The organism is Streptomyces sp. NPDC013187 (genome assembly GCF_042899705.1).
Lineage (GTDB): Bacteria > Actinomycetota > Actinomycetes > Streptomycetales > Streptomycetaceae > Streptomyces > Streptomyces hawaiiensis_A.
In genome coordinates, this window is the sequence record NZ_JBIBAF010000021.1 from 14,317 (window position 1) to 33,745 (window position 19,429).

Consider the following 19,429-nt stretch of genomic DNA (forward strand, 5'->3'; position numbering starts at 1 on the left):
GTGCTGCCCCACGGGATCGGCATCGCGTGCGGGGTGCTGCCCCACGGGATCGGCACCCCGCGCACGGGTCAGCGGCGCTCGTGCACCCGCACGACCTTCAGCTTCGGCGAGGACAGGATGTCCTTCTCGCAGAAGCGCGACGCGACCCACTTCTCGCCGGAGAACAGCCGGGTCTGGTCGGCGAAGTGCGGCGACTTCGGATTCGACGACTGGGAGTACGTCAACAGCGTACGGGCCACCGGGCAGCGGCTGCCGTCCCAGCCGACCGCCTGCAGATGACTGGACCCGAACGGCACCTCCGTGTAGCCGCCGCCGGCCGCGTCCCACGTCGGCTCGAGCACGTTCCACACGCCGAGCCGCCCCGCGCCGCCCGGCACGGGCAGGCGCTCGCCGTCGCGGACGACGAACTGGTGCACGCCGAGCGGCGCGTCGAGCGCGATGCCCGCGCTCCGCAGCTCGGCCACCGCGTCGGCCAGTGCGGCCGGGAAGCCCGCCGCCTCCGTGTTCAGGGTGTTCGGCGTGCGGACCGGATCCGAAGCCGAGAACGGCACCTTCCACAACCGGTCCGCCGGAACCGTCTGTTCGAGCCTGCGCCAGAACCGGTCGAAGAGCAGCGCTCCCCGACTGCCGGTGTCCATGGTGCGGTCCCACGTCCTCAGCACCCCACAGGCCGCCGACACATCGACGGCCCTGCCGTCGCTGCCCGTCGCCGTACCGCCGGGCAGCGCGGCGCACGCCCGTGCCACGTCCTCGGCGGCGAGGTCGCCCGCGGGCACCCTGTTGGCGAACTGCTGCTTCTGCAGGTCGCGTACGGTCAGTCCGCCGCGGTCCGCCATCGCCGCGACGTCCTCGACCGCGCCACGGGTGCGCAGGCCGAGCTGTGTGCCCACCGTGCCGAAGATCCGCTCGTACCCGGTGAGCGGCCGGTCGGCGTTGGTCATCCACGCCGTGCCGTTGGAGTTCTCCGCGTACGGGGCGTCCTTCAGCGTCGGCATCCTCGACGGTCCGAAGATCCCCGGCGCGACGGCGCCCGGGTCGCTGCCGAGCGCGCAGTCGCCGCGCGAGCCGTCGAGGACCGCGATCCCGGACGCCGGGTACGTGGTCCTGCCCAGATCCGTGGAGCAGCGCTGCGCCAGCTCGTCGGTGATGCGGGGGAGGACCTGGGACTGGGTGAACAGGGAGTGCCCCGCGCGGTCGGCGGCGAGCGTGTTCACCCAGGGGATGCCCTGGTGCCGGTCGAGGGAGGCGAGGACGTCGGCCGTGCTTCGCGCCTTGCCGAAGCCGAGCGAGGTGTCGGAGAAGCGGAGGTTCGCCGCGTTCGGATCGTGCAGGGCGTACGCCGTCCTGGCGGTCCATGGCAGCGGGACCTGGGAGCTGAGGGAGGTGACGACGGGGCCGTAACGGGTCCACCACTGGGTGCGGGTGACCGGCGCGCCACCCTTCACCGCGACCGTCACGGTCCGCTTCCTCATGCGCTCCGGCCTGCCGTCCACCAGGTAGGTCGTGGGATCGGCCGGATCGAGCGCCAGCTGGTGGAAGTTGGCCGGAATGCCGGTGGAGACGGTGTGGCTCCACGCCACGTGTGCGTTGAACCCGATGGAGATCGCCGGGGTGCCGAGCAGGGAACCGCCGGACACGTTCAGCTCGCCCGGGATCGTCTGCTGCGACTGCCAGAACCGCCGTCCGCCGTCCCACGGGTAGTGCGGGTTGCCCAGCAGCAGGCCACGGCCGTTCGCCGTGGTGTCACCGCGGAAGGCGACCGCGTTGGAGCCCATGCCTGGGTCGCCCCACAGCTCCTCCGCCGCGTCCGCCACGGCCTTCGCCGCCGCCTTGCCGCCCGGCGTGCGGGCGGACGGGGAGCCGGGGGCGGTGGAGGCTCCGGCCGGCGGCTGCGCGGTCGTGATCGTCTCCACGAACCGCCCCTCGCCGGAGATCGAGGCGATCGCCAGACCCCGGGCCGCCACGTCCAGCTCCGAGACCGGCCGGACCCAGGACGCGCCCGCGCAGGAAGGGTCCGTGATCTTCTGCTGCTTCAGCCAGGCGTTGTAACCGGCGGCCCAGCCGCGCATCATGTCCCGGACCTGCCGGCCTGGGCCCACGGGCGCGGGCTCGGCAAGCAGCTTCTCTACGGTGCGGCTCTCGCGGACCCCGCCGAAGTACAGGTCGCTGGCCAGGTTCGTCCTGGCCGCCGAGAGGTCGCCGCCGGCGGGCGCGTCGGAGCCGAAGTACCGGGACCGCTCGCCCCGCAGTGTCACGAACCCGTCGGCCAAAGTGCACACCTCGTCGGCGGCCTGCGCCCAGCCCGTACCGAAGCCCAGGTCGGTGTAGTTCTTCGCGAGGATGTGCGGAATGCCGTACTCGGTGTAGCGGATGACGGCGGAGTGGCCGTCGCGGGAGGAGTGTTGCTCTGGTCGCTGCTGGGTCGTGGCGGCCGCCGCGGGTAACGCGGACGCGGCGGTGAACAGGGCCGTGGCCCCCAGAACGAGTCGTCTCAGACGGCTGCGCATCGTGCCCTCCAACATCGTCGAGGGAAAGGAGTGTCGTGTGTACCGACCTGGTTCGAACGTCCGTCGGTTTTCATGACACCGGACGCCGTCGACGGCGTCAGGGTTGCCCGTGGCCGATCACCGTCCCCCGCTCCCGGCCTGCCCGGGGTCCTTGACCTGCTCGGGCCGTCGACCGAAGATCATGTGTCATGACGACGCCCGGACACGGCAGCACGGTCGACGGAGTCCTGCGGCGCAGCGCCCGGCGCACACCGGCGCGCGTCGCGGTGGAGTACGCCGAGCGGACCTGGACGTACGACGAACTCGACATCGCCGTCTCCCGCGCGGCGAGCGTCCTGATCGGCCAAGGCCTGGCCCCGGGGGACCGGGTCGGCGCCTACGGCCACAACTCCGACGCCTATCTGATCGCCTTCCTGGCCTGCGCCCGGGCGGGTCTGGTGCACGTACCCGTCAACCAGAACCTGACCGGCGACGACCTCGCCTACATCGTCGGCCAGTCCGGCAGCGCCCTGGTCCTCACCGACCCGGACCTGGCGGCGCAACTGCCCAGTGGTGTACGAACGTTGCCGCTGCGAGACGCCGACGACTCGCTGCTCGCGCGGCTGCCCGGGGCACCCGTCCACGACGGCCCCGAGCCGCGCGCCGAGGACCTCGTGCAACTGCTCTACACCTCCGGGACGACCGCCCTGCCCAAGGGTGCGATGATGACGCACCGGGCCCTGGTGCACGAGTACCTGAGCGCGATCACCGCCCTCGACCTCAGTGCGGGCGACCGCCCCGCGCACTCCCTGCCGCTGTACCACTCGGCGCAGATGCACGTCTTCCTGCTGCCCTGTCTCGCCGTCGGCGCGACGAACATCATCCTCGACGCACCCGACGGCGACCGGCTCTTCGATCTGATCGAGGCGGGCCGCGTGGACAGCCTGTTCGCCCCGCCCACCGTCTGGATCGCCCTGTCGGGTCGGCCCGACTTCGCCACCCGCGATCTGAACGGCCTGCGCAAGGCGTACTACGGCGCGTCGATCATGCCGGTCCCGGTACTGGAACGGCTGCGGGAGCGACTGCCGGGCCTGGCCTTCTACAACTGCTTCGGCCAGAGCGAGATCGGCCCGCTGGCCACGGTCCTCGCGCCGGACGAGCACAAGGGCCGTATGGATTCCTGCGGCAGGCCCGTCCTGTTCGTCGACGCGCGCGTGGTCGACGAGAACGGCGAGGACGTACCCGACGGCACCCCCGGCGAGATCGTCTACCGCTCCCCGCAACTGTGCGAGGGCTACTGGGACAAGCCCGAGGAGACCGCCGAGGCCTTCCGCGACGGCTGGTTCCGCTCCGGCGACCTCGCGGTGCGCGACGCGCACGGCTACTACACGATCGTCGACCGGGTGAAGGACGTCATCAACTCCGGTGGGGTCGTCATCGCCTCACGGCAGGTCGAGGACGCGCTGTACACCCACCCCGGCGTCGCCGAGGCCGCAGTCGTGGGACTGCCGGACGAGCGCTGGATCGAGGCGGTGACGGCCGTCGTCGTGCCGCGGGGCGAGGTCTCGGAAGCGGAACTGATCGACCACGTCCGAGGGAAACTGGCCCCCTTCAAGGCCCCGAAGCGGGTGGTCTTCGTGTCCGAACTCCCGCGCAACGCCAGCGGGAAGATCCTCAAGCGTGAGCTGAGGAACGAACTCGGGCCGCGGTAGCGCGCACGGGCCGCAGAACCCGGTTGTGCCGGACCGGCTCCGGACACCAGGATCGGCGGCATGCCGATCTTCCGTGCCCCGGACGGGACCCGACTCACCTACCACCTGCGCGGCGAGGGCGAGCCGCTCGTCGTGCTGCCCGGCGGACCCATGCGGGCCTCCGCCTACCTGGGGAACCTGGGCGGGCTGGACGCCCAGCGGCAGCTGGTGCTGCTCGACCTGCGCGGCACGGGGGAGTCCGAGGTACCGGCGGATACGGGCACGTACCGCTGCGACCGGCTCGTGGACGACGTCGAGGCGTTGCGGCTCCAGCTGGGTCGGGAGCGGATGGACGTGCTCGCGCACTCGGCGGGCGGCAGTCTCGCCATGCTGTACGCGGCCCGGCATCCGCAGCGGCTGGGACGGCTGGCGCTGATCACCGCCACGCCGTGGGCCCTCGGCATGCCGGCGACGGCCCGGGACCGGCTGGCGGCGGCCCGGCTGCGCGCGTCCGAACCCTGGTTCGCGGACGCGTTCCCGCCGTTCGAAGCCTGGCTGGAGGGCAAGGGCGACTTCGACCCGGCGTTCCTGCCGTTCTTCCACGGGCGGTGGGACGACACCGCCCGGGCCCACGCCGACCGGGAAGAGGCCGAGACCAACGACGACGCGGCGGAGATCTACGGAGCCGACGGCGCCTACGAACCGGACACGACCCGCAGCGCGCTCGCCCGCGTGCGAACCCCCGTACTCGTCCTGGCCGGTGGGGTCGACGGCGGCCCGAGCCCGGCGCTCGCCCGGCAGGCCGCACAGGCCTTCCCGGCCGCCGAGTTCGCGGTGCAGCCGGGGGCGGGGCACTACCCGTGGCTCGACGACCCGGACCGGTTCGTGCGGCGCGTGGCCGGCTTCTTCGCCTGACGCGGCGGGCACCCCTCTGCTCTCGGCAGAGCGGCCCCGGCCCCGCACGTCCCTCGCCTACCGTGCCGGTATGGACAACCGACCGCGCACCCTACGGGCGAACGGCATCACCCAGGCCTACCGCGTCTGGGGACCGCAGGACGCACCGCCCCTCCTGCTGCTGCACGCTCGCGGGGCCGACGGCGGCGACTGGGCGGAGATCGCCCCCGCTCTCGCCACGGGACCCGCGGGACCCCGCCGGGTGTACGCCCCTGATCTGCGCGGACACGGCCGCAGCGACTGGCCCGGCGGATACGCCTACGAGACGCTGCGCGACGACGTTCACGCCTTCCTCCGTGGGCTCGGCATCGAGAGCGCCGACGTCGTGGGCCACTCGCTCGGCGGCGCCGTCGCCTACCTGCTCGCCCAGCGCGGCCCGGGACTCGTCCGGCGGCTCGTCCTGGAGGACGTGCCCGCGCCCTTCCCGCTGGACCCGCCGCGCCCACCCGCCGAACGGCCCGCCGGGGACCTGCCGTACGACTGGGCGATGATCCTCGCCACCGACGAACAGCGCAACGCACCGAACCCCGAGTGGTGGGAGCACATGGGGCGGATCACGAGCCCCACGCTGCTGATCGGCGGCGGGCCGAGCAGCCTGATCCCGCAGGAGCAGATCGCCGCCTTCGCCGAACTGCTGCCCGACGCCCGGCACATCACCGTCGACGCGGGGCATCTCGTGCACGAGGCCCGCCCGGAGGAGTTCCTCGCGGCCGTGGAGGACTTCCTCAGCCCTGCGGACCGTACGCCGTCATGAAGCGGTCGCGGAACTTGTCCATGCCCCACCGGGGGGCGTTCGCGGCCGGTTTGAGGCCGTCCGTCCAGTTCCAGTCGGCGACCCGGTCCAGGACCTTCTCGTCCTTGGCGACGATGGTGATCGGCACGTCCTTGCCGGTGTCCCCGGCGGTGACGGTCGGCACCGGCTGGTGGTCGCCGAGGAAGACCAGCACCGTGTCCTCGTCGCCGTAGCGCTCGACCCATTCGGTCAGGCTCCGGATCGAGTACTCGATGGCCCGCCGGTACTCGGTGCGCACCCTCTCCGGGTCCTTCCAGACCTCCGTGGGGTTGGTGCCCTCCTTCTTGATCCGGTGGAACACCGAGCCGTCACCGAGGTCGTCCCAGTCGATCATCCGCGCGATGGGGGACCAGGGGTTGTGGCTCGACGCCAGGATGATCTCCGCCATGATCGGCTCGCGGTCCTTCTTGCCGTGCTCCAGGCGCTGGAAGGCCTCCATGCTGAACTGGTCGGGCACGGGGGTCCAGCTGAAGTACGGGCCGTGGTAGCCGAGGTGCTCGGAGTCGTAGATGTGGTCCAGGCCGAAGTACTTCCCCTCCGGCCAGGCCCGCCGCACCCCCGGCACGATGCCGACGGTCCGCCAGGCACCCGTCTTCCCGAAGTACTTCGTCAGCGTCATGCGATCGCTCGTGGTCAGGTTGCGGTACCGCTGCTGGTTCTTGATCCACAGGCCGGACAGGAAGGTCGAGTGGGCGAGCCAGCTGCCCGCGCCCGTCACCGGCGACTGCAACCAGCCGCTGCGCGACGCGAACCCGGCCGCCTTCAGCCGGCCGGTGCCCTCCTTGAGGACCGCGTCGGTCTGCTGCGCCATCGCCGGGTCGTCGATCGCGACCCGGCCGTAGCTCTCGATGAACGTGAACAGGACGTCCTTGCCGCGCAGGCCCGTGAGCAGCTGGTCGGGCGGCGTCTTCGCGAAGGCGTCGACGGCGGCCTGCTTCTCGAAGACCCGTGCGTCCTTCAGGCCCGCCCGGACCTGCTCCACCCGGTTGCCCAGGAACTCCGCGTTGCCCTTGGTGGCGATCGGCACCGTGCCGATCTGGAGGCCCAGGGTCATACAGGTCATCCACGCCGTGCCGAGGATCAGCGTCGTACGGGCGGCGACGGGCCGGTGCCGGACCATCAGACGGGTCAGCCGCACCACGGAGAGGGTCGTGAGGACCAGCACAGCGACGAACAGCACGATCACGCCGGTCACGGCCAGCACCTGGCCGGTACGGCCGAACGTCTCCCGCAGGAAGTCCGTGCCGTTCTCGATCAGGATCCAGTCCAGCACCAGGTCGAAGGGGCGGGCCAGGATCTGGTAGAAGCCCATGTCGACGAACTTCAGGATCGTGACCAGCCCGAGGAAAGCGCCCATGACCACGGCGGTGATCCGGCGGGCCTTGGGCGGCAGGGCGAGCAACAGGCCCGCGAGCAGCACGCCCTCGGCGGGGATCCTGACGAACGAGGCGAACTCGATCTTGTCGACCTGGTTCGGCACGAGCAGCGCGAACAGCACGAGGGCACCCGCCAGCACGGTGGTCCCCACGCTGACGCCGCGGGCCACGCGGGGGTAGCGGCGCCGCCAGCCGAACCAGCCGGGCTTCGGCGCACCGGGGAGCTCGTCGGAACCCGTGTGGGGGGCCGTGTCCGGGCCGGCGTCCACAGCCGTGTCCGGTTGTGCCTCCGGAGCAATGTCCGGTGCGGTCTCCGTGTTCGGTTCCGCCTCCGGAGCAGTGCCCGGTGCGGTCTCCACAGCCGTGTCCGGTTCCGCCTCCGGGGCGGTGTCCGGTGCCGTCTCCGCACCCGTGTCCGGTTCCGCATCCGGCTTCTCTGACTCCGTTTGATCTCCGGCCGGTTCCTTCGTCGCCCTGTCGTCATCCGGTTCCGCTCCGCCCTCGGTCGGGTCCGAGAGCTGACGGGAGCGAGTGAAAGGCGACACCCGGTGGTCCTTCCGTGCGGTCTTGCTGGCATGGCTGACAGAGCCCGGAGCCCGAGCCTGCCACCACCAGTACGTCCGCACGTCATCCGGGGTTCAATGTTCCGGCCGGAGAATCACCCGTCCGCCGCCACTGCCACCTCCCGGGCCCACCGGTAGTCCGCCTTGCCGCTCGGCGACCGCCGGATCGATTCGGTGATCACCAGCCGGCGCGGGATCTTGTAGCCGGCGAGCCGGTCACGGCAGTGCGTGCGGATGTCCTCCAGCGACAGCCGTGCCGCCCCCTCGCGCAGTTGCACCACCGCCGCCACGTGGTGGCCCCACCGGGGGTCGGGCACCCCGGCCACCAGCGCGTCGTAGATGTCCGGGTGGGACTTCAGAGCCTGCTCGACCTCCTCCGGGTACACCTTCTCGCCGCCGGTGTTGATGCACTGCGAGCCCCGGCCCAGTACGGTGACCACGCCCTCCTCGTCGACGGTGGCCATGTCGCCGAGCAGCACCCACCGCTCGCCGTCCCTGACGAAGAAGGTCGCGGCGGTCTTGACCGGGTCGTTGTAGTAGCCGAGCGGCACGTGTCCGCACTGGGCGATCCGGCCCACCTCACCGGCCGGGACCGGCGCGTACGTGCCCGGGTCGACCACCTGGGTCCGGGCGTTGACCCGCACCCGGAAGCCCCGCTCCGGCCCGGAGTCCTCGGTCGCCGTCCCGTTGAAGCCCGACTCCGACGAACCGAAGTTGTTCAGCAGCATGGCGTTCGGCACCAGCTCCCGGAACTGCCGGCGCACCGTGTCCGACATGATCGCGCCGGATGACGACACGCTGAACAGCGACGAGCGGTCGATGTGCCGCAGCGGCCCGCTCAGCGCGTCGATCAGCGGCCGCAGCATGGCGTCCCCCACCAGCGAGATGCTGCTGACCTTCTCCTTCTCCACGGTCCGCAACACCTCCTCGGGCACGAACTTGCGGTGGATCACCACCCGTTGCCCGAAGTTGAACCCGATGAACGCCGTGAGGGTGGAGGTGCCGTGCATCAGCGGTGGCGTCGGGAAGAACGTGATCCCCGCACCGCCGGCCGCGACCCGCTCGGCGAGCTCCTCAGGCTTCTTCACCGGCTCCCCGGTGGGGGCTCCCCCGCCGAGCCCCGCGAAGAACAGATCCTCCTGCCGCCACATCACGCCCTTGGGCATCCCGGTGGTGCCGCCGGTGTAGATGATGAACTGGTCATCGGCCGAACGGGCCGGGAAGCCGCGCTCGGGTGACCCGACGGCCTCCACCTGTGCGAACTCCACACAGGGCACCTCCGCGGCCCCCGGCGCGGGAGCACCCACCCGGATCAGATGCCGCAGCTTCTCCGCCCGGGGACGTGCCGCCGCCACCCGGTCCGTGAACTCGGCGTCGAAGACGAGCGCCACCAGGTCCGCGTCCCGATAGAGGTAGACCAACTCCTCTTCCACATAGCGGTAGTTGACGTTGACCGGCACGATCCGTGCCTTCAGGCACCCCAGCACCGTCTGCAGGTACTCCACGCCGTTGTAGAGGTGGAGCCCGAGGTGTTCACCGGGACGTATCCCGCTGTCGAGCAGATGGTGGCCGACACGGTTGGCCGCGGCGTCCAGCTCCGCGTAGGTCAGGCGGCGCTCCGCCCCTGTGCCGGGATGGTCGGCGTACACCAGCGCCTCACGGCCGGGAACGACGTCGACGACCGACTCGAACAGGTCGGCAAGGTTGTACTCCACCGCTCCTCCTGACCCCGGGCGTGCCTGGCATCGGACGGTTCGCGGTCATCAGAGCAAAGGGCGGTCCAAGTGTGAAGGGTCCGCGCGAGAGAATCTGACTGACTGTCAGAAAACCCTTGAAGTGCTTGCCGCCCTACTGCAACCTGTTCTCGTTCCAGGAGACGGGAGTTCGCCATGGGCGGGACGGAACACCTCACCGTGCAGCGCGAAGGCGCCACACTGGTGCTCACGCTCAACAGGCCGGAAGCCAGGAACGCGCTCTCGCTGCCGATGCTCGTCGGCCTCCACGACGGGTGGCTGGAGGCCGACGCGGACGACTCGGTCCGCTCGATCGTCTTCACCGGCGCGGGCGGCTCGTTCTGCTCCGGCATGGACCTCAAGGCCCTCGCCGGGAACGGCATGGCCGGAGAGGAGTACCGCGACCGGCTCAAGGCCGACCCCGACCTGCACTGGAAGGCCATGCTGCGCCACCACCGCCCGCGCAAACCGGTGATCGCCGCCGTCGAGGGGGCGTGCGTCGCGGGCGGCACCGAGATGCTCCAGGGCACCGACATCCGCGTCGCCGCCGAGTCCGCCACCTTCGGCCTGTTCGAGGTGAGGCGAGGCCTGTTCCCGATCGGCGGTTCCACGGTCCGCCTGCAACGCCAGATCCCGCGCACCCACGCCCTGGAGATGCTCCTCACCGGCCGCGCCTACAGCGCTCGCGAGGCCGCCGCCATCGGCCTGGTCGGCCACGTCGTCCCCGACGGCACGGCACTCGACGCGGCGCTGGAGATCGCCGAGCGGATCAACTCCTGCGGTCCGCTGGCCGTCGAAGCCGTCAAGGCCTCCGTCTACGAGACCGCCGAGATGACCGAGTCCGACGGCCTCGCCGCCGAACTCGCCCGCGGCTGGCCGGTCTTCGACACCGCCGACGCCAAGGAGGGCGCCCGCGCCTTCGCGGAGAAGCGACCGCCCGTCTTCAAGCGAGCCTGACCGTGCGCGTTCAAGCGAGCCCGACCGTGCGCGCCCGAGAGAAGGAGCCCTCCGGCATGGCCGAAGTCCTCAAAGCCCCCCTCGTCGTCGAGTTCCCCTTCACCCGCTCCCTCGGACCCGTCCAGAGCGCGTTCCTGACCGGCCTGCGCGAGCGCGTCGTCCTCGGGGTCCGCACCGGCGACGGCCGCGTCCTCGTCCCGCCCGTCGAGTACGACCCCGTCACCGCCGAGGAACTCGGCGACCTGGTCGAGGTAGCCCCCACCGGCACGGTCACCACCTGGGCCTGGAACCCCGCCCCCCGCCGCGGCCAGCCCCTCACCACGCCCTTCGCCTGGGTCCTGGTCCGCCTCGACGGCGCCGACACCGCCCTCCTGCACGCCCTCGACGCCCCCGGCCCCGCCGCCGTGCACACCGGCATGCCGGTCCGCATCCGCTGGGCGGGCGAACGCACCGGCGCCGTCACCGACATCGCCTGCTTCGAGCCCTACGACGGCCACCGGGCCGAACCGACGGGACGCACCGGCGCGTTCGAGGACCCCGTCACCGGCATCGTCGCCGCCGCCCGCCTCGACTACACCTACTCGCCCGGCCGCGCCCAGACCGCCTACATCAACGCCCTCTCCGTCCGACGCACCGTCGGCGAACGCTGCCCGGCCTGCCGCAAGGTGTACGTCCCGCCGAGGGGGGCGTGCCCCACCTGCGGGGTCGCCACGTCCGAGCAGGTCGAGGTCGGGCCGCGCGGCACGGTGACCACGTTCTGCATCGTCAACATCAAAGCGAAGAACCTCGACATCGAGGTGCCGTACGTCTACGCCCACATCGCCCTCGACGGCGCCGGCCTCGCGCTGCACGGCCGGATCGGCGGCATCCCCTACGACGAGGTCCGCATGGGCCTGCGCGTCGAACCCGTCTGGACCCAGGGCGCCCGCTACCCCGACCACTACCGGCCCACCGGCGAACCCGACGCGGACTACGACACCTACAAGGAGCTGCTGTGACGAGCGCACCGCGGGACCGCGAGATCGCCGTCGTCGCCTTCGCCCAGACCGACCACCGGCGCACCACCGAGGAGCTCTCCGAGGTGGAGATGCTGATGCCGGTGCTGCACGAGGTGCTCGACCGGACCGGCCTGAAGACCGCCGACATCGGCTTCACCTGCTCCGGCTCCAGCGACTACCTCGCCGGCCGCGCCTTCTCCTTCACCCTCGCTCTCGACGGCGTGGGCGCCTGGCCCCCGATCTCCGAGTCGCACGTCGAGATGGACGGCGCCTGGGCCCTGTACGAGGCCTGGACTAAACTCCTCACCGGCGACGCCGACACCGCCCTGGTCTACTCCTACGGCAAGTCCTCGCCCGGCCCGGTCCGCGACGTCCTGACCCGTCAGCTCGACCCGTACTACGTGGCCCCCCTGTGGCCCGACTCCGTGGCGCTCGCCGCCCTCCAGGCGCAGGCCCTCATCGACGCAGGCGACGCCGACGAGCCCGCTTTCGCCGCTGTCGCCTCACGCAACCGTGAGGCGGCGCGCGCCAACCCGCACGCACAGCTGCGCGCCCCCGTGCCGCAGGGCGACTACCTCGTACAGCCCCTGCGCACCGGCGACTGCCCGCCCATCGGCGACGGCGCCGCCGCCGTGATCCTCGCGGCGGGGGACCGGGCCCGTGAACTGTGCGCACGCCCCGCCTGGATCCGCGGCATCGACCACCGCATCGAGGCCCACGCCCTGGGCGTGCGCGACCTGACCGACTCGCCGTCGACCCGCCTGGCCGCCGAGCGGGCCGGAGCCTTCGAGCGGCCCGTCGACACCGCCGAACTGCACGCGCCCTTCACCGCGCAGGAGATCGTCCTGCGCAAGGCCCTCCGGCTGGGCGACGACGTGCACGTGAACCCCTCCGGCGGGGCGCTCGCCGCCCACCCGATCATGGCCGCCGGCCTCATCCGCATCGGCGAGGCCGCCGCCCGCATCCACCGCGGCGCGTCCGGCCGCGCCCTCGCCCACGCCACGTCCGGCCCGTGCCTCCAGCAGAACCTGGTCGCCGTACTCGAAGGGGAACCCCGATGAGCAAGGAGCCCGTGGCCGTCGTCGGCATCGGCCAGACCAGGCACGTCGCGGCACGCCGGGACGTGTCCCTCGCGGGACTGGTCCGGGAGGCGGCGCTACGCGCCCTCCAGGACGCGGAGTTGACCTGGGCCGACATCGACGCCGTCGTCATCGGCAAGGCGCCCGACTTCTTCGAGGGCGTGATGATGCCGGAGCTCTACCTCGCCGACGCCCTGGGCGCCGTCGGCAAACCCATGCTCCGTGTGCACACCGCCGGTTCCGTCGGTGGCTCCACCGCGCTCGTCGCGGCGAACCTCGTCGCGGCCCGCGTCCACGGCACGGTCCTCACCCTCGCCTTCGAAAAGCAGTCCGAGTCGAACGCCATGTGGGGTCTGTCCCTGCCCATCCCCTTCCAGCAGCCCCTGCTGGCCGGGGCCGGCGGGTTCTTCGCACCGCACATCCGCGCCTACATGCGCCGCAGCGGCGCGCCCGAGACGATAGGGGCCCTGGTCGCCTACAAGGACCGCCGCAACGCGCTCAAGAATCCCTACGCCCACCTGCACGAACACGACATCACCCTCGACGGGGTCATGGCCTCGCCCATGCTGTGGGACCCGATCCGGTACTCGGAGACCTGCCCCTCCTCCGACGGAGCCTGCGCCATGATCCTCACCGACCGCGCCGGCGCCACCCGGGCGCCACGGCCGCCCGCCTGGATGCTGGGCGGTGCGATGCGCAGCGAACCGACCCTCTTCGCCGGCAAGGACTTCGTCTCCCCGCAGGCCGGGCAGGACTGCGCCGCCGACGTCTACCGGCAGGCCGGGATCACCGACCCCCGCCGCGAGATCGACGGCGCCGAGATCTACGTGCCGTTCTCCTGGTACGAACCCATGTGGCTGGAGAACCTGGGCTTCGCCGACGAGGGGGAGGGCTGGAAGCTCACCGAGGCGGGCGTGACCGAACTGGACGGGGACCTGCCCGTCAACATGTCGGGCGGTGTGCTGTCCACCAACCCCATCGGCGCCTCCGGCATGATCCGCTTCGCGGAAGCGGCGCTGCAGGTGCGGGGGCAGGCCGGAGAACACCAGGTGGACGGGGCTCGCAGGGTCCTGGGACACGCCTACGGCGGCGGCTCGCAGTTCTTCTCGATGTGGCTCGTGGGCGACCGTCCCCCGGACTCCTGAAAGGTCCCCCTCACGTGCCCTGTTGGCCGTGGGACACGATGGCTAGGCTGGCCGCGGACGACGAACCGGGAGGAGCACGGACGTGGCCGAGACCACCACCCAGCAGCGCCCGCTCACAGGCTGGGACAAGCCGGAGCTTGACCTCACAGACGCACAGTGGCAGTCCAGCAGCCGAGGGCGGGGGGATGTCCAGATCGCCTTCGTGGAGGGCTTCATCGCCATGCGCAACAGTGCCCGCCCGGAGAGCCCCTCGCTGATCTTCACGCCCGCCGAGTGGGGCGCTTTCGTGTCGGGAGCGCGGGAGGGGGAGTTCGACCTCACCTGAGGACGGGGCGCAGCGTCCGGACGGCCTGGACCCGACGGCCGATCCGGGGGTGTTCCGTCCGCATTTCCGGACACGCGACCGGAGGCGTCCTCCCGGAGCCACCGCCTGAGTCAGGCTGGCCCCGGGAGGGGACGGCCGGATCCCGGAGATGAGGAACCCATGAGCACCCTGCCCGTCGTCGCGGCGGTCGACGGTTCGGACGACAGCCTGCGCGCCCTGGAGTGGGCCGTCGACGCCGCTCGCCGGCGCGCGGCACCCCTGCGCGTGGCACACGTCCGCCAGTACGCACACTGGGCACAGCACTCACATGTGCTGGCCGCCCTGCGCGCGGACCCGCAGGACGACCCCGTTCTCGACCGGGTCCGCGCCCATCTGGAGGGGCGCGCCGATCAGCCTGACACGGAGTACGTCGGCCTGGAGGGCGCGGCCGGCGCGGTCCTGCCCGGACTGGGAGCCACGGCCCAGCTGCTGGTCCTCGGCTCCCGGGGCCGCGGCGGCTTCGCCGGTCTGCTGCTCGGCTCCACCGGCATGGCCGCCGCCCGTGACGCCGAGTGCCCCGTCGTCGTGGTGCCCCGGCCCGGACGCGAGGTCGACGGCGAGGCGACGGGGGGTCCCGGCTCGCGCGTGGTCGTCGGCCTGAAGGTGGACGGCCCCGACGAGGCCACCCTCGAGTTCGCCTTCGCCGAGACCGCCCGGCGCGGCGCCCGGCTCCAGGCGGTCGCCGCCTACCCCTGGCCCGCGCAGCCCTGGATGATGCCCGGGGACATGCCCCCGCCGATCGTCGACCAGGACGTCATCGAGGACGAGACCCGGGTCCTCGCCGACGGCTTTCTCGCCCCGTACCGCGAGCGGCACCCGGAGGTCGCGATCGAGGTGCTCCCGTCGGCGGGCGACGCGGCGGGTCACCTCGTCGCGGCCTCCCGGGACGCCGACCTCGTCGTCGTGGGCCGCCACCGGCGACGTCTGCTCTCGCCCGTCCGCATGATGGGCTCGGTCACCCACGCCGTCCTGCTGCACGCCGTGAGCCCGGTCGCCGTGGTGCCGCCGTCACCCTCCGAGGACTGACCCGCCGTAATGGATACGATCGGGCCTATCATTAGCCGCATGCGGGAACCGATCAGCAGGGACGCCCGGCTCGCCCTGGACCTGGCCCTCACCATCCGCCACGACGGCAACGGCGGCGTCGCCGACGATCTGACCGACCCGGCGGGCCTGACCGTGTGGGTCCGGGCCCATCCCGAAGTCCTGCCGACCGGTGGTCGCAGCCGGGCCGACGCCCCGGGCGCGACGCCGCGGCCAGGCGACGGCTACCGTCACGCCGCCGGATTCACCGCCGACGCCGCGCAGCTCACCGCCGTCCGCGCGTTGCGGGACGCCGTCCGTGCGCTCTTCGCCCGGGCCGTGCGCCCCGGCGAGCCGAGCCCCGCGGACGCGGCCCGCCTCATGCCCCTGCCGGAAGCGGTGCGGCACCTGAACGAGGCGGCCGCCCGCATCCCCACCGTTCCGGCCCTCGACTGGCCCGAGGGCGCCGTCCCGGTCGTCCACCGCAGGCCCCTCGGTGCCGGTGACGATCTGACCGCGTCCCTCGCACACGCCGTGATCGCGTTCCTCGCGAGCCCCGACCGCGACCGGTTGCGGGCCTGCCACGCGCCGCGCTGCGTGCGGTACTTCCTCAAGGAGCACCCGCGCCAGGAGTGGTGCAAGCCCTCGTGCGGCAACCGTGCCCGCGTGGCCCGCCACCACCAGCGGCACAGGGCGACGGCCTAGACCCGGCCGGGGCCCGCCCGAGTGGTCCGACACCACTTCGGGCACAGGGCGACAACCCGGCCACCCGGTCCGCCGCCCGCCCCGCACTTCGCAGGCCGCGGCACGTACCATGGGCGACATGTCGTTCCTCCGCCGCCGCAGCGCCACTCCCGCCGGGCCCGACTTCGACGTACTGGCCATGGACCCGGGCGACTGGCCCGGCAACCTCGGTGCGGGACTGCTGCCCGCGCCCGACGGCACCTGCCAGGGCGTCTTCCTGCGCTACGACCTGTTCGGTGGCCGCGGCCCCGCGATGATCATCGGCAACCTGCCGGAGGGCTCCCCGGCCCGTGAGGTCCCCGAGGGGGAGGTCCCCTTCGAGGTCGCCCAGCTGCTGCTGGCACTGGAGAACGACGAGGAGGTCACCGTCGTCAGCACCGAGGACGTACCGGTCATGCAGGGCGACAACCTGCTGATCGTGCGCCGCGTCAAGCTCTCCGAGAGCCGGATCTCCTGCGTGCAGTTCGACCGCAGCGACAACGTCCTCGTCACCATCGCCGCCTGGGACCGCCCCATCACGGACGACCTCTACGCCCTCCTCAAGCCGCTGCCCGCGGAACTCTTCCAGCAGGGCTGAGCAGAACCGCCGCACACGAAGGGGCCGCTGTACACCGGGGCAGGTGTACAGCGGCCCCTTCGTCCCCGTCAGCGAGTGCCGACCGCCGCGCGCACGGCGCGCCGGGCCAACTGGCAGTCGTCGTGCAGCCGCCGCAGCAGCAGCCTCTGCTCCTCGCCGGTCGGCGCAGCACCCGGGTGGGCCATGCCCGGTGCCGCCGGGGCCGGATCGTGCATCGAGCGTTGCACGGCCGTCTCGTAGGTCCGGATCTCACGGGTCAGCACCAGCATCAGGTTCACCAGGAAGGCATCCCTGGACGCGGGCCCCGCCGACTGCGCGATCTGGCTGATCTGGCGACGGGCGACCGGTGCGTCCCCGAGCACCGACCACAGGGTCGCCAGGTCGTATCCCGGCAGGTACCAGCCCGCGTGCTCCCAATCCACCAGCACTGGACCGGCCGGTGACAGGAGGATGTTCGACAGCAGTGCGTCGCCGTGGCAGAACTGGCCCATGCCCTGCCGCCCGGAGGCCTGCGCGATTCCGTGCAGCAGTTTCTGCAGGTCGCCCAGGTCTCGGTCGGTGAGCAGGCCCAGCTCGTGGTACCGGGAGATGCGGGCCGCGTAGTCGAGCGGGGCGTCGAACGTACCCGCGGGCGGCTTCCAGGCGTTCAGTCGGCAGATCGCGCCGAGTGCCGCTCTGATGTCCGCCCGGGGCGGTGCCTCCGCCGGGTGCCGCTGGAGCGCCGCCACCCGGCCCGGCATCCGCTCGATCACCAGCGTGCAGTTGTCCGGGTCCGCCGCGATCAGTCTCGGCGCCCGCACGGGTGGGCGGTGCCGGACGAACGAGCGGTATGCCGCTATCTCGTGGCGGATCCGCTCCGACCAGGCGGGCGAGTGGTCCAGTAAACACTTGGCGACAGCCGTGCTGCGACCGGTCGTGCCGACCAAAAGCACGGACCGTCCGTTGCGGCGCAGCACCTGCACCGGGGCGAACTCCGGGCAGATGCGGTGCACGGAGGCGATCGCCGTGCGCAGCTGCGCGCCCTGGGGGCCGGACAAGTCGAGTCTCCCGCTGAGCGGTTGGGTGCCGAGGACCGCGCCGCGCCGAGCCCTGCCCGCACCGAGCACGGGGGCCGCCGACCGCGCGGGGGCGAGGTAGGGGCCGCTGTCCGTGGGACGCGGGTGCAGCGACCGGGGCGGTGCGGACACGGAGGACGATGCTGCGTACATGGGCGAAACAGATCCCTTCGTGTGCCTGCGACGACAGCGCACCACCCGGCCCGGATGCCCGGGAGAACCCTGGGGAGTGTCCCTGGCGACCGGGTCGGGGTGGCGCGTTCCTACCTGACACCGGATGGCCGGTGGCACACCATCTGGCGCACCCTGGCGAACCCTGGCGAATAGTCGCCCGGCAAGTCTCCCCGGGCTACTGTCAACTCAGCCGAGAACCTGGGGGCTTGACGTGAGCGGACAACCCAACACCCGGCTCGCGGACCTGTTCGGCCTGGCCGGCTGGTCCAAGGGCGAACTCGCGAGGCTGGTCAACCGGCAGGCGGCGGCCATGGGCCATCCCCAGCTGTCGACCGACACCTCCCGGGTGCGGCGTTGGATCGACACGGGAGAGATCCCGCGCGATCCGGTGCCGCGGGTGCTGGCGGCTCTGTTCACCGAGCGTCTCGGCCGTGTCGTGACCATCGAGGACCTCGGTCTGGTCCGGCACGGGCGTGCGGGGAAACGGCAGGGCGGCGGGAGCGCGGATGCTCCCGACGGCGTGCCGTGGGCGCCCGAGCGGACGGCTGCGGTCCTCACCGAATTCACGGGAATGGACCTCATGCTCAACCGACGCGGCTTGGTGGGCGCGGGCGCCGCGCTCGCCGCGGGATCCGCACTCAGCAGCGCCATGTACGACTGGCTGCACACCGACCCTTCCCTGGCTGCCGACGCCCCCGATCTCGACCATCCCCTGCACGCCGACCCCGCCGGGTTCGACCGCTACGAGGCCGCCCCCATCGGGTCGCAGGAGATCGAGGAACTGGAGCGCTCGGTCGAGGTGTTCCGCGCCTGGGACGCGGCCCGCGGCGGCGGGCTCCAGCGCAAGGCCGTGGTGGGCCAGCTCAACGAGGTGGGCGGCATGCTCGCCTACCGTCACCCACCCCATCTCCAGCGGCGCCTGTGGGGCGTCGCCGCCAACCTCGCCGTCCTCGCGGGCTGGATGTCGCACGACGTCGGTCTGGAGCCCACGGCCCAGAAGTACTTCGTCATCGCCGCGCACGCCGCCCGAGAGGGCGGGGACCGTCCCCGCGCGGGCGAGGCCCTGTCCCGCGCGGCCCGCCAGATGGTGCACCTGGGCAGGCCGGACGACGCCCTGCACCTGATGAAGCTCGCCACGTCCGGTTCCGGTGACGAGGTGCTGCCCCGCACCCGGGCGATGCTCTACACCGTCGAGGCCTGGGCGCAGGCCTCCATGGGCAAGGGCCAGGCGATGCGCCGCACCCTCGGGCGGGCGGAGGACCTGTTCGTCTCCGACAAGGCCGACGTCCCGCCGCCGGACTGGATGCAGACCTTCAAGGAGGAGGACCTGTACGGCATGCAGGCACTGGCCTACCGCACGCTCGCGGAGTTCGAGCCGGGCGCTGCGGCGCATGCTCAGCACTACGCGGAGAAGGCCCTCGCCCTGCGGGTCGACGGCCGGCAGCGGTCGAAGATCTTCGACTACCTGTCGATGGCGTCGGCCTGCTTCATCGCGGACGACCCCGAACAGGCCGACCGGTACGCGCGCCTGGCCCTGGTGTCGATGGGCTCCAATTCCTCCCATCGCACGTGGGACCGGCTGCGCCAGATGTACCGGCTGACGGCCGAGTACTCCGGCTACCCGAAGATCCAGGAGCTGCGGGAGGAGATCAAGCTCGCCCTGCCGAGGACGAAGGGCAGGGGTGCCGACCGCGCACGGACCTGAGCAGGCCCGAGT

At 72.1% G+C, this 19,429-nt stretch carries 16 protein-coding genes; 12 read left to right on the forward strand and 4 right to left on the reverse strand.

The features are described 5' to 3' along the window. Positions 1-68: 68 nt before the first annotated feature. A complete protein-coding gene (locus ACFY5B_RS34565) occupies positions 69-2,507 on the reverse strand; it encodes a penicillin acylase family protein (RefSeq protein WP_389977534.1) in 2,439 nt (812 codons plus the stop codon). Positions 2,508-2,695: 188 nt separating this feature from the next. Here ACFY5B_RS34565 and ACFY5B_RS34570 point away from each other — a divergent pair, with 188 nt between their 5' ends. The 3 genes from ACFY5B_RS34570 to ACFY5B_RS34580 all read left to right on the forward strand — a co-directional run bounded on the left by ACFY5B_RS34570 (position 2,696) and on the right by ACFY5B_RS34580 (position 5,885). Continuing rightward, positions 2,696-4,198, forward strand: coding sequence for an acyl-CoA synthetase (locus ACFY5B_RS34570; protein WP_389977537.1), 1,503 nt, complete (start codon positions 2,696-2,698; stop codon positions 4,196-4,198). Between the two features lie 60 nt (positions 4,199-4,258). Next, positions 4,259-5,092, forward strand: a complete 834-nt coding sequence (locus ACFY5B_RS34575; RefSeq protein ID WP_389977540.1) for an alpha/beta fold hydrolase — start codon at positions 4,259-4,261, stop codon at positions 5,090-5,092. A 70-nt stretch (positions 5,093-5,162) separates the two neighbouring features. Then, on the forward strand, positions 5,163-5,885 hold the full coding sequence (locus tag ACFY5B_RS34580; RefSeq protein ID WP_388133601.1) for an alpha/beta fold hydrolase: 723 nt from the start codon (positions 5,163-5,165) through the stop codon (positions 5,883-5,885). On the opposite strand, the gene ACFY5B_RS34585 is transcribed toward ACFY5B_RS34580, so the two are convergent. Continuing rightward, positions 5,857-7,845: a sulfatase gene (locus tag ACFY5B_RS34585; RefSeq protein WP_389977543.1), complete on the reverse strand. Its 1,989-nt coding sequence runs from the start codon at positions 7,843-7,845 to the stop codon at positions 5,857-5,859. The two genes, ACFY5B_RS34580 and ACFY5B_RS34585, sit on opposite strands and share 29 nt — an antisense overlap. Before the next feature lie 113 nt (positions 7,846-7,958). Continuing rightward, positions 7,959-9,578: an acyl-CoA synthetase gene (locus ACFY5B_RS34590; RefSeq protein WP_389977546.1), complete on the reverse strand. Its 1,620-nt coding sequence runs from the start codon at positions 9,576-9,578 to the stop codon at positions 7,959-7,961. 174 nt (positions 9,579-9,752) lie between these two features. On the opposite strand from ACFY5B_RS34590, the gene ACFY5B_RS34595 reads away from it, so the two are divergent. The 8 genes from ACFY5B_RS34595 to ACFY5B_RS34630 all read left to right on the forward strand — a co-directional run bounded on the left by ACFY5B_RS34595 (position 9,753) and on the right by ACFY5B_RS34630 (position 16,483). Further along, on the forward strand, positions 9,753-10,553 hold the full coding sequence (locus ACFY5B_RS34595) for a crotonase/enoyl-CoA hydratase family protein (RefSeq protein ID WP_389977548.1): 801 nt from the start codon (positions 9,753-9,755) through the stop codon (positions 10,551-10,553). A gap of 56 nt (positions 10,554-10,609) precedes the next feature. Further along, positions 10,610-11,551: a Zn-ribbon domain-containing OB-fold protein gene (locus ACFY5B_RS34600; RefSeq protein WP_389977551.1), complete on the forward strand. Its 942-nt coding sequence runs from the start codon at positions 10,610-10,612 to the stop codon at positions 11,549-11,551. Continuing rightward, entirely contained in the window at positions 11,548-12,612 is a 1,065-nt protein-coding gene (locus tag ACFY5B_RS34605) for a thiolase domain-containing protein (protein WP_389977554.1), read from the forward strand. Before ACFY5B_RS34600 ends, ACFY5B_RS34605 begins: the two co-directional genes overlap by 4 nt. Next, positions 12,609-13,775 (forward strand): thiolase domain-containing protein, encoded by a 1,167-nt coding sequence (locus ACFY5B_RS34610; RefSeq protein WP_389977557.1) that lies wholly within the window; start codon positions 12,609-12,611, stop codon positions 13,773-13,775. Before ACFY5B_RS34605 ends, ACFY5B_RS34610 begins: the two co-directional genes overlap by 4 nt. An 82-nt stretch (positions 13,776-13,857) precedes the next feature. Further along, positions 13,858-14,100, forward strand: a complete 243-nt coding sequence (locus ACFY5B_RS34615; protein WP_104786506.1) for a DUF397 domain-containing protein — start codon at positions 13,858-13,860, stop codon at positions 14,098-14,100. 159 nt (positions 14,101-14,259) lie between these two features. Continuing rightward, positions 14,260-15,165: a universal stress protein gene (locus tag ACFY5B_RS34620; RefSeq protein WP_389977560.1), complete on the forward strand. Its 906-nt coding sequence runs from the start codon at positions 14,260-14,262 to the stop codon at positions 15,163-15,165. A gap of 39 nt (positions 15,166-15,204) precedes the next feature. After that, positions 15,205-15,867 carry a CGNR zinc finger domain-containing protein gene (locus tag ACFY5B_RS34625; protein WP_389977563.1) on the forward strand — a complete coding sequence of 221 codons (663 nt, stop codon included), beginning with the start codon at positions 15,205-15,207 and terminating at the stop codon, positions 15,865-15,867. Between the two features lie 118 nt (positions 15,868-15,985). Next, positions 15,986-16,483, forward strand: a complete 498-nt coding sequence (locus ACFY5B_RS34630) for a hypothetical protein (RefSeq protein WP_062931252.1) — start codon at positions 15,986-15,988, stop codon at positions 16,481-16,483. A 68-nt stretch (positions 16,484-16,551) separates the two neighbouring features. Here ACFY5B_RS34630 and ACFY5B_RS34635 read toward each other — a convergent pair whose 3' ends face one another. Further along, positions 16,552-17,691, reverse strand: a complete 1,140-nt coding sequence (locus ACFY5B_RS34635) for an aminoglycoside phosphotransferase family protein (RefSeq protein ID WP_389977566.1) — start codon at positions 17,689-17,691, stop codon at positions 16,552-16,554. A 232-nt stretch (positions 17,692-17,923) separates the two neighbouring features. On the opposite strand from ACFY5B_RS34635, the gene ACFY5B_RS34640 reads away from it, so the two are divergent. After that, a complete protein-coding gene (locus ACFY5B_RS34640; protein ID WP_389977569.1) occupies positions 17,924-19,417 on the forward strand; it encodes a hypothetical protein in 1,494 nt (497 codons plus the stop codon). Positions 19,418-19,429 lie beyond the last annotated feature (12 nt).

What these genes read in the sequence shown, in the direction of transcription:
- ACFY5B_RS34565 (WP_389977534.1), bottom strand. Translation starts at nt 2,507, where the DNA reads ATGCGCAGCCGTCTGAGACGACTCGTTCTGGGGGCCACGGCCCTGTTC.
- ACFY5B_RS34570 (WP_389977537.1), top strand. Translation starts at nt 2,696, where the DNA reads ATGACGACGCCCGGACACGGCAGCACGGTCGACGGAGTCCTGCGGCGC.
- ACFY5B_RS34575 (WP_389977540.1), top strand. Translation starts at nt 4,259, where the DNA reads ATGCCGATCTTCCGTGCCCCGGACGGGACCCGACTCACCTACCACCTG.
- ACFY5B_RS34580 (WP_388133601.1), top strand. Translation starts at nt 5,163, where the DNA reads ATGGACAACCGACCGCGCACCCTACGGGCGAACGGCATCACCCAGGCC.
- ACFY5B_RS34595 (WP_389977548.1), top strand. Translation starts at nt 9,753, where the DNA reads ATGGGCGGGACGGAACACCTCACCGTGCAGCGCGAAGGCGCCACACTG.
- ACFY5B_RS34600 (WP_389977551.1), top strand. Translation starts at nt 10,610, where the DNA reads ATGGCCGAAGTCCTCAAAGCCCCCCTCGTCGTCGAGTTCCCCTTCACC.
- ACFY5B_RS34610 (WP_389977557.1), top strand. Translation starts at nt 12,609, where the DNA reads ATGAGCAAGGAGCCCGTGGCCGTCGTCGGCATCGGCCAGACCAGGCAC.
- ACFY5B_RS34620 (WP_389977560.1), top strand. Translation starts at nt 14,260, where the DNA reads ATGAGCACCCTGCCCGTCGTCGCGGCGGTCGACGGTTCGGACGACAGC.
- ACFY5B_RS34625 (WP_389977563.1), top strand. Translation starts at nt 15,205, where the DNA reads ATGCGGGAACCGATCAGCAGGGACGCCCGGCTCGCCCTGGACCTGGCC.
- ACFY5B_RS34630 (WP_062931252.1), top strand. Translation starts at nt 15,986, where the DNA reads ATGTCGTTCCTCCGCCGCCGCAGCGCCACTCCCGCCGGGCCCGACTTC.
- ACFY5B_RS34635 (WP_389977566.1), bottom strand. Translation starts at nt 17,691, where the DNA reads ATGTACGCAGCATCGTCCTCCGTGTCCGCACCGCCCCGGTCGCTGCAC.